We start from the raw sequence: 9,787 nt of genomic DNA on the forward strand, positions 1-9,787 counted from the left end.
GATCATACATTTGTCCCATAAGTCTTATAGAGTAATTATAAATGTGTCATAATTACACTTAATAGTTAATATTTCCTTACTTAAAACAATTCGAATGAAACATTAGCACCTAACCGTGCTAAAACCCAGATTTTTTGACAATTACTAGCAACATCAGCAAAATGATGGATGGGAAAGTATTTGCCAACATTATCAAATTAAACAAAAAAGTTATGGACAAACACAATCAATGGAAACAACATTTACGAAAACTTCAAAGTCTTTTTTCCATCATTATCGTCTTAGGAATTACTTCTTTTCAAAGTATTGCCAATAAGTCTATTAAGTCTAGCGAACAAATAATTAATGGGATTATTAAAGATGAAAAAGGAGAAGCTTTACCAGGGGTAAATGTTATCATCAAGGGCACTCAAAAAGGTGTTTCATCTAACCAAGATGGTAAATATTCGATTACAGTTAATCAAAAAGATGCTACACTAATTTATTCTTTTGTGGGTTATATCTCTCAAGAAGTTAAAATTAGCAATCAAACGATTATTAATATTACTCTTCAACCTGAGGCTAAATCTTTGGATGAGGTAGTAGTGATTGGTTATGGTACACAAAAAGCTAGTGACATTACGGGTTCTGTGGTATCTTTTGATGCCAAGCATTTAGAGGAAAAACCTATTTCAAGAATCGAACAGGCACTTGTTGGGCAAATGGCTGGTGTGCAAGTAAAACAACAATCAGGCTTGCCAGGTGCAGGGCTAAGTGTTGTAGTACGTGGTACAGGTTCTATCAATGCTGGTTCTGAGCCTCTCTATGTAATCGATGGATTCCCATTAGATGTAGCTGGACAAAGTTCAGATGGAAGCATTGGCACAAGCCCGTTAGCTAACTTAAGCGCCAACGATATTGAAAGCATTCAAGTATTAAAAGATGCAGCAGCGGGTGCTATTTATGGGTCACGTGCGGCGAATGGTGTAGTATTGATTACGACAAAAAAAGGGAAGTCGGGCAAGTTGAAAATTAATTTAAATGCCAACAGTGGTATTAGTAGTATTGCTAAAAAATTAGATATTCTAAGTGCCGACGAATGGGTAAATGTTGCTACTGAAGTAGCCAATATTAACTGGGTTCGCTCTGGAACAGGTAGAACAGCCGACCAAACGAATGACCAACGCAGAGCGATTTTAGGATTGAAGGCAGGTGAATACAATACCTCCTATATGCCCGACGAACGTTGGTCGATAGCAGGACATCCGGGTTTGCAATATGTAGATTGGCAAGATGCTATTTATAGAAAAGCTTCTTTTCAAAACTATCAATTATCTGCTACTGGCGGTACAGAAAACGTAAGTTATTTCTTTTCAGGAAATTACCTGAATCAACAATCAACTTTAATTGGTACTGACTACAAAAGTTATGGTGTCCGTGCCAATATTGAGGCAAAAGCCAATAAAAAGCTCAAATTTGGGATTAACCTTGCTCCTACCTATTCTGAAAACAATACGCCACAAGGCGACGGAAAGGACAGTCCTATCATGAATATAGCGACAATTTCGCCTGTGGTAGAAGCAAATGCTGGCTTAAACAGTGGTGCAGGTGAGTTTGCTACTTATACATGGAGTAGTCCACGTTTGGTAAGCCCTTATGCTATTTTGAATAATTCGATTGGTTTAACAAAAAATACACGCCTTTTGACATCGATTTATGCTGAATACTACATTTTACCAAGCCTTTTTGCCAAGACTACCATCAACTACGACGACGTAAATCAACAAACTAAAAAATATGTATCCGACTATGTAGCTGTTGGTGGTGCTGCCGAGCGTATTACCAACCCAGGAAAAAATGCTAGTGGCTCGTATGGTGGTTATAGAAAGCAAAATTTTGTAAATGAAAACACCCTTAATTTTATCAAAACATTTGATAAAGTTCACAATGTAGCAGCCGTAGCAGGGGTATCATTCAACAGTGTACACAGCGAAGCCTTCAACATTAGCACAGCAGGTGGTTTTGCCAATAACATTGTAAATACTATCAGTAATGCCATTCCTAACTCGGCAGGTGTGACTGTAACAGGTACTACGAATGAAAATAATAACACACTTTTTTCATACTATGGTAGAATCCAATACGATTATCAAGGTAGATATTTAATCACAGGAAGTATTCGTCGTGATGCTTCTTCAAAGTTTGGGGCAAATAATCAATGGGGAACATTTCCATCAGCATCAATCGGTTGGAGAATTTCGCAAGAATCTTTCTTGAAAGATAGTAAAGTAATTAGTGATTTAAAACTTCGCTTTAGCTGGGGTAAGTCAGGTAATAACAACATTGGCAATTATAATGCTATCCCAACATTGGCTGGTACATCTTATAATTTTGGAGGAAATACTCCTGTAGTAGCAAGCGGTCAGGTAGCAGCAGGATTGGCTAATCCGAACTTGAAATGGGAAACATCAAATACTTATGATATTGGTTTTGATGCAGCCCTATGGAACAACAGAATCAATGTATCTTTTGATGCTTATACCAAGAAAAGCACTGATTTATTATTGAATTTACCTGTGCTGGGTGCTAGTGGTTTCTCTACAAGTTTACAAAATATTGGGTCTGTTAAAAACCAAGGATTAGAATTAGGCATTACTACTAGAAATATTGTAACCCCTGATTTCCAATGGACTACCAATGCTAATATTTCATTTAACCGTAATGAAGTAATTTCTTTGAATGCCGACGGTTCACCTATTTATATTCCTTCGGCATATAGCGGTAGCAATGCTCCTTATATTTTACAGCCAGGTTTACCAATGTTTACTTATTATGTAACCAAGGCAGTTGGTATTTTAACACAAGCCGATATTGATAACCCTAAAGTTGCTAAAATCAAAAACCAGACTGTTGGCGATACTAAATATTTTGATGCCAACAACGATGGCGTAATCAATGCAAACGACCGCGTAGTGTATGGTCAACCTAATCCTAAATATACGTGGGGTATTACCAACAATTTCAGATACAAAAACTTTGATTTAAGTATTCAGGCATACGGACAAGTTGGGGGTTCTATCCTTTCATACTTCGGACGTGCTATCGACTTTAGTGGTAGTACAACAGCCAACATTTCGGGTATTTGGCGTGAACGTTGGACGGCTGAAAACCAAAATTATGATGCTCCTCGTGGTAAATTAGCGTCGACCTATACAGTACCACAAGTAACTTCTGATTGGGTTTATTCAACTGACTTTATCCGTATCCAGAATGTTACGCTAGGATATAACTTGCGAGATTTAGCAAAAACAGGTGTATTTTCTTCTGCTCGTGTGTATGTGTCTTTACAAAACTGGTTCAACCATGATAATTATAGAGGTGGTGTAAATCCTGAAGCACAAAATACCAATGTAAGTGGTAATGGTAGCTACCCGATTCCTGGAGACTATGGTGCAATGCCATTAAGTAAAACGGCTTCTGTTGGTATTAACCTTACTTTTTAATTTACGAAATTACATTTTATAGTCATGAAAAAAATAATTTATATAGCACTTAGTATCTTTGTATTAGGTTTTTCCTCTTGTGAAGATCAACTCAATCAGCAACCTGTTTCAAGTACAACTGCAGAAAGCTTTTATACCAATACCAACGACTTTACACAAGCAGTAAATGGCGTTTACAGCAAACTGACATCCTACCCTAGTCAAGTACTTTGGTTAGGGGAAATGCGTAGCGATAACTTGAATGCATTGCACGATGGTAACCGCGACTGGCAAGGTATCAACGATTTTTCGCCTAATATTACTACAACAGGTTTTATCGCTACTGCTTGGAGCGATAATTTCAATGGCATATTTAATGCCAATTCGGTTTTGCAAGCACTTGAAACCAAGGGAAGTATCATTACTGATGCTACTTTAAGAGCAAGGTTTACTGCTGAAACCCGTTTTTTAAGAGCATTCTATTACTTCCAGTTAGTACGTGTTTTCGGTAAAGTTCCTTTGGTTGAAAAACCATTGACGGCTGCCGAAGTAGAGTCTGTACCAAGAAGTGCTGTGGCAGATATTTATAAACTGATTATTGCCGATTTAGAATTTGCTTCTCAAAATCTCCCTACTGCGTATACTGGTGCTAATATTGGCAGAGCCACTGCCAATGCTGCCAAAGGATTATTAGGCTTGGTGTACTTAACTCGCTCTGGACCAACGTATAATATCGAAGGTGCAGGTATCAATAGTAATGAATACGATAAAGCATTGGCATTGTTCAACGAAGTAATCGCTAGTAATCAATATCAATTGTTATCAACTTATCCATCAGTGTTCGCTTATGACAATGAGAATAACAAAGAAGTAATTTTTGATGTACAATTCATGAGTTCTTCAAATGGAGCAGGATTTCCTAGCCATCTAGTTCCCGTGGCTTTCTGGACGGGTCAGGGAATTTCAAATTCATATGGTAATGGTTATGGCTCAAGTAATTTTAATGTCTCAAAGGAATTAAAAGCCTCTTACTTAACCAACGCTGCTGATGTAAGAAATGCCTTTAATATTCAATTATCATATTCTCAGCCTTTTATTAAAAAATATATTGATATTGCTAAAAAGGGGACAAGTGGTAAAGATTGGCCAATCAACTTTATCGTGTTGCGCTATGCTGATATCTTGTTACTTAAGGCTGAAGCAATTTTAAAAGGTGCTAAAGGAACTCAAACAGAAATAGATGCTTTGGTGAATCAGGTAAGAAATCGTGCAAGTTTACCGAGTATCAGTAATGTTAGTTTCGATACTTTGTTAGAAGAAAGAAGAAAAGAGTTTTTAGGAGAAGGTATCCGTTGGAACGATTTAGTTCGTTCAGGAAATGCCGTTACTAAAATGAACTCATGGATAAAAAATGATGCTATCACAACCATCAATACAGTAATCCCAGATTTTTTAATTTATCCCGTTCCAGCTACAGAAATCGGTACAAAAGCAGGATTATACTTACAAAATCCTGGGTATAATTAATCATTAAATGTCTTTAGCAAGCATAGGTAATAAGTTGATTTATTACCTATGTTTTTTTGTTTTATAATCTCAATCGTAATCAATTATATCTCATTATAATATGCAAAAAATAATTCTGAGCCTTGCTTTTGCACTCTTCTTTATTAGAAGCTCGCCAGCTCAAGTAACCAAAAATAACAAAGCCCGTCGTCCTAATATCATCTTTATTTTAGCAGATGATTTAGGCTATGGCGATATTGGGGTAAATGGTCAAAAGCTTATCAAGACGCCAAATATTGATAAACTTGCTAAACAAGGGGTACGGTTTACGCAGTTTTATGCAGGTACCAGTGTTTGTGCGCCATCACGTTCTTCTTTGCTAACAGGTCAGCATACGGGGCATACTTATATCAGAGGTAATAAAGGCGTTGACCCAGAAGGACAAGAGCCTATCGCAGATTCAGTATTAACAGTGGCAGAAGTTCTCCAAAAAGCGGGCTATCAAACAGCTGCCTTTGGTAAATGGGGCTTAGGGCCAGTAGGCTCTGTAGGTGACCCCAATAAACAAGGGTTCGACCAGTTTTTTGGTTATAATTGCCAGACTTTAGCACATCGCTACTACCCTAATCATTTATGGGAAAACGGTAAAAAGATAATATTAGAAGCTAATCAGAACCTCCGTGAGAATAAAGAATATGCGCCAGATATTATTCAACAAAAGGCGTTAGATTTTGTTGATCATCGAGAAAAGGATAAGCCTTTCTTTTTATTCTTACCTTATATTCTGCCACACGCTGAACTACTTGTTCCTAACGATAGTATTTTTGAATATTATAAAAGCAAATTCGCTGAAAAGCCTTATAAAGGAAATGATTATGGTGTAAAGGCAACAAAAGGAGGCTATACTTCTCAGGAATATCCACATGCAGCTTTTGCGGCAATGGTTAGTAGGCTTGATTTATATGTTGGTCAGATTTTAGATAAGCTAAAACAAGAAGGCTTAGATAAAAATACGTTGGTTATTTTTACGAGTGATAATGGCCCACACAAAGAAGGGGGAGCTGACCCTGATTTTTTCAATAGTGGCGGTGGTTTTAAAGGCTATAAGCGTGATTTATACGAGGGTGGTATTAGAGAACCATTTATTGCCCGTTGGACAAACGTTATTAAACCTAATTCTCAAAATAATCATATTGGTGCTTTTTGGGATTTGTTCCCTACTTTCAGTGAATTGGCAGGTGTAAAAGTAAAAGTAGCTAAAAATATTGATGGACTATCGTTCGCTCCTACTTTAAAAGGTAATAAAGCACAGCAAAAGCATGCTTATCTCTATTGGGAATTTCATGAAAATGGTGGAGTTCAGGCAGTAAGACAAGGAGACTGGAAAGCTGTAAAATTGAATGCGTCAGTAAATCCTGATGGTGCTATTGAGCTGTATGATTTAGCAAAAGACCCTAAGGAAAGTAAAAATCTAGCTAAACAATATCCTGATAAAGTAAAAGAATTAAGTAAACTAATCAATGAGTCACATGTGGAATCTACTTTATTTCCTTTTTTAAAACAAAATAAGTAGGTTTACATAAAAAATTTAAGCGACAGCCCGTCAAAACTAAAAGAGAGCCAACCACCGACTTTCTTACTAAGGTTTGACAAAGCTGTCGCTTAAAATTCGATTTTTTATCCTATTTATTCGATAGACAAAGATACTATTTATTTTGTAAAAAACCGACTAAATACAATTTTTTAAGCAAAAATTAATTGAGGATTTTTTTGATATTCTGTCTTTTTAATAAAAATATCTTGCTCGTAAATATCTACGATTGTCTTGATAATTAAATCTATTTCTTTTGGTGTGTTAGATTTGCTAAAAGAAAAACGAACACTGTCTTTATCAAGGTTACGGTTCAATGTTTTTAACACATGCGAACCATTGTTGGTTAAGTTAGAGCAAGCACTACCCCCTGAAACTGCAATGCCAAGTGCATCTAAACGATTTACTAATACGCCTCCTTTTTTCAGATGTGGAAAAGCTACATTTAGGATATTAGGCAAACTGTTTGTTGGTGAGTCGCTTTCGCCATTAAACGAAATTTCCTCTCCAAACAAATCATAAAGTGTTGTACTCATTTTTGATTTCAAGAAAGCAACATAGTTATGATACTCTTCCAAATCTCTGTAGGCAATTTCTAAGGCTTTAGCCATACCTACAATACCTGCCACATTCTCTGTTCCACCTCTCGTTCCTCTTTCTTGAGCTCCTCCATAAATATGAGGCTGTATTTTGCGGTATTTATTAATGTAGATAAATCCTACTCCTTTAGGTCCATGAAATTTATGTGATGACCCTACAATATAGTCTACATTCAGTTTTTTAATATCAAATCTATATTTACCAATCGTTTGCGTAGTATCGCTATGAAAGATAGCGTCATATTTCTTACAGAGTTCGCCAATTTTTGCAATATCATTCAAATTTCCAATCTCATTGTTAGCGTGCATTAAGCTCACTAACGTCTGGTGATTATTCTTCAAAAGCCATTCAAACTGATTCAAATCAATATTCCCACGACTGTCAATTTTCACGAAATCGGTTTCTAATTCATTGTTCTGGCTGTACTGCCCCAAGGTCTGTAAAACAGCTTTGTGTTCTATCCTACTGGTTATAACATGCTTGATTTCATACGTCTTAATCGCTCCAGAAAGTGCTAAATTATTCGCTTCTGTAGCACCAGAAGTAAAGAAAATATCATTTTCTGAGGCATTCAAAAGTCCAGCTATTTTCTGCCTAGACTCTTCTACCGCTTCTCTAGCTTTTCTTCCTATTGCATGACTAGAAGAAGGATTCCCGAAATGATTGGTTAGATATGGAATCATGGTATCTAATACCTCCAAATCTAAGGCTGTCGTAGCGGCGTTATCACAATAAATCTCCATGGTGTTTAGTTTTTTAGATTGTTGTCTGATTAATTTTCAAGCTAATAGGCTTAAGAGGTCATTTCACTTCACTGTTTTGTTGATGAATTGTATTTAATTTTTTGAAAGAGGTTCCTAAATATTTACTGATTGCTAATATTTTCTAAAATTGGAATTTTTGTTCAAATGGGATACAAACGCCCTTTTTATCATTGCATAGTTGTCCTTTTATTCCTCCAAAAATGTCTAATGAATGTTCTACTATTCTGACTTTAGTCCTGAATTCTGCTTTATCTTTGAAATAAGACACTTCAAATCCCCAATTCTTATCGACTTTTTTTAAAGGACTAACTGGTACAATCTTTCCATCATATTCAAAAGAACCATTTTCGGCAAACCAAAAGGTAGTAGGCTGTGGCCCAACATCAGCTTTAAAGTCACTTGAATATAACGACCATCCTTTTTCCAAATTAGCTGTAAAGACTAATTCTACCTCATCGCCCACTTTAAAACTAGGATTGGAATAGCTATATTTCCAGCTAACAATCTGATTGATTTGCTGTGCTTTAATTGCAATAGACGCAAAAATTAAGCACACGATTATAACTATACGTCTCATGATGTATTAGGTTGAGTTAAAACACAAGGTTATTTTGTATTGCTTATTACAATATTCTTTTGTGTGATTTTTTATGATTTATCATTAGAATAAGGTTGGGGCACCTTGTTGGTGGTTTACAGGTTGCCAGAAGATCATAGAGCCTTATCTCTCCCTTCGTTCTTTATAAATCTACTTATTCGATAGACAAAGTTCTATTTTAAATATTACAATTCCAAATTTTCTACTTAAAATTTATGACTTATTTTGAAAAAATTATTTCATGAAAATTAAATACCCATTTCGGTTAATGCCGCTTGTGCCTTATTATCTATTGAGTTTTTATACTCGTGTTTTTTATAGGCAATTGCCCTTTCAAACGAAAGTTTGGCTTTTGGTTTATCATTTCTTTGTTGATAAATATAGCCTAATTGCAAGGAAGAACTTGCCCCAAAATGACAGTTTTGTCCTGCACAAAGTGCCATAGCACGCTCAAAAAAAGGAATTGCTTGCGTCTGTGCATTCATTTTTTGCAAGATACTTGCCTTTCTAAAATTGAAGTTAGCCTTATCAATCTGTGAAGTAAACGAATCTTCTTCAAGGTTATCCAAAAACGCTAAGGCTTCTGTATAATGTCCTCCTTCGAAAGCATAACAAGCCTTTACTAGGTTCTTGTTTGGAAAAGCTTTTGTTTTCTGAAATTGTTCATAAAAATTTTGAGCAATAATATCTGTTTCAGAGAATTTCTTGCCCACATTCGGAATCTTAGCCAAATGATTCAACGCTTTATCAGGGTTGTTTGTTAGCCAATTGGCAAGAAACAATTTAAAATTTACATCTTTCAAAAAACTATTTCCACGAAAGTTTTTTAGATAACTATGATAATACTGAATAGCTGGCGAATAGTTTCCTTTGTTAAATAAGATTTCAGCTTGATACAAATCAAAAATAGGCATGGATATATAAGCAGCACCACTGGGCCTGTTCTGTAATACTTTTTGAGCCATCTCACTTTTGTTATTTCTTAGCAAAATCGATACGCCCAAGAAACTAATCGCTAAATTATCAGGATTATTAGTCACAAATTGACTTAAATCTTGTCGCTCATTATCATCCAATGTCAATACATTCGACTGAATAAATAGCTGATAAAACTTTGCTTCTTTTCCTACAATTTTATCATTAACAGCGATATTCAATTCCTTTAATCCTTGCTGAATTCCCCCTTTCAATCCTAATAGTTTTGTAACCCATTTATAGTTTTCAGGAACAGAACCTATCATAACATGAAAAACGCCTAGATTCTTAT

Annotated in this window: 6 protein-coding genes and 1 riboswitch; of the genes, 3 read left to right on the forward strand and 3 right to left on the reverse strand. The window is 35.7% G+C overall.

Annotation, left to right across the window (positions count from 1 at the left end; all coding sequences use genetic code 11):
- Window positions 1–134: 134 nt before the first annotated feature.
- The 3 genes from AC07XN_RS21220 to AC07XN_RS21230 all read left to right on the forward strand — a co-directional run bounded on the left by AC07XN_RS21220 (window position 135) and on the right by AC07XN_RS21230 (window position 6,540).
- The gene (locus tag AC07XN_RS21220; protein WP_494744500.1) at window positions 135–3,482 is read left to right on the forward strand and encodes a SusC/RagA family TonB-linked outer membrane protein; all 3,348 of its coding nucleotides are present in this window, start codon (window positions 135–137) and stop codon (window positions 3,480–3,482) included.
- Between the two features lie 24 nt (window positions 3,483–3,506).
- Window positions 3,507–4,988, forward strand: coding sequence for a RagB/SusD family nutrient uptake outer membrane protein (locus tag AC07XN_RS21225; RefSeq protein ID WP_494744501.1), 1,482 nt, complete (start codon window positions 3,507–3,509; stop codon window positions 4,986–4,988).
- A gap of 100 nt (window positions 4,989–5,088) precedes the next feature.
- Window positions 5,089–6,540: an arylsulfatase gene (locus AC07XN_RS21230; RefSeq protein WP_494744502.1), complete on the forward strand. Its 1,452-nt coding sequence runs from the start codon at window positions 5,089–5,091 to the stop codon at window positions 6,538–6,540.
- A gap of 170 nt (window positions 6,541–6,710) precedes the next feature.
- On the opposite strand, the gene AC07XN_RS21235 is transcribed toward AC07XN_RS21230, so the two are convergent.
- The 3 genes from AC07XN_RS21235 to AC07XN_RS21245 all read right to left on the reverse strand — a co-directional run.
- On the reverse strand, window positions 6,711–7,901 hold the full coding sequence (locus AC07XN_RS21235) for a cysteine desulfurase family protein (RefSeq protein ID WP_494744503.1): 1,191 nt from the start codon (window positions 7,899–7,901) through the stop codon (window positions 6,711–6,713).
- Window positions 7,902–8,043: 142 nt separating this feature from the next.
- On the reverse strand, window positions 8,044–8,499 hold the full coding sequence (locus AC07XN_RS21240; RefSeq protein WP_309917299.1) for a protein-disulfide reductase DsbD domain-containing protein: 456 nt from the start codon (window positions 8,497–8,499) through the stop codon (window positions 8,044–8,046).
- A gap of 75 nt (window positions 8,500–8,574) precedes the next feature.
- Window positions 8,575–8,671, reverse strand: a riboswitch (SAM riboswitch).
- A 97-nt stretch (window positions 8,672–8,768) separates the two neighbouring features.
- Window positions 8,769–9,787 (reverse strand): tetratricopeptide repeat protein (locus tag AC07XN_RS21245; protein WP_494744504.1); only part of this gene is annotated, 1,019 nt, incomplete at its 5' end.

It is taken from the genome of Arcicella sp. GW458-12-2-14-TSB2, from assembly GCF_059423785.1.

What these genes read in the sequence shown, in the direction of transcription:
- AC07XN_RS21235 (WP_494744503.1), bottom strand. Translation starts at nt 7,901, where the DNA reads ATGGAGATTTATTGTGATAACGCCGCTACGACAGCCTTAGATTTGGAG.
- AC07XN_RS21225 (WP_494744501.1), top strand. Translation starts at nt 3,507, where the DNA reads ATGAAAAAAATAATTTATATAGCACTTAGTATCTTTGTATTAGGTTTT.
- AC07XN_RS21240 (WP_309917299.1), bottom strand. Translation starts at nt 8,499, where the DNA reads ATGAGACGTATAGTTATAATCGTGTGCTTAATTTTTGCGTCTATTGCA.
- AC07XN_RS21230 (WP_494744502.1), top strand. Translation starts at nt 5,089, where the DNA reads ATGCAAAAAATAATTCTGAGCCTTGCTTTTGCACTCTTCTTTATTAGA.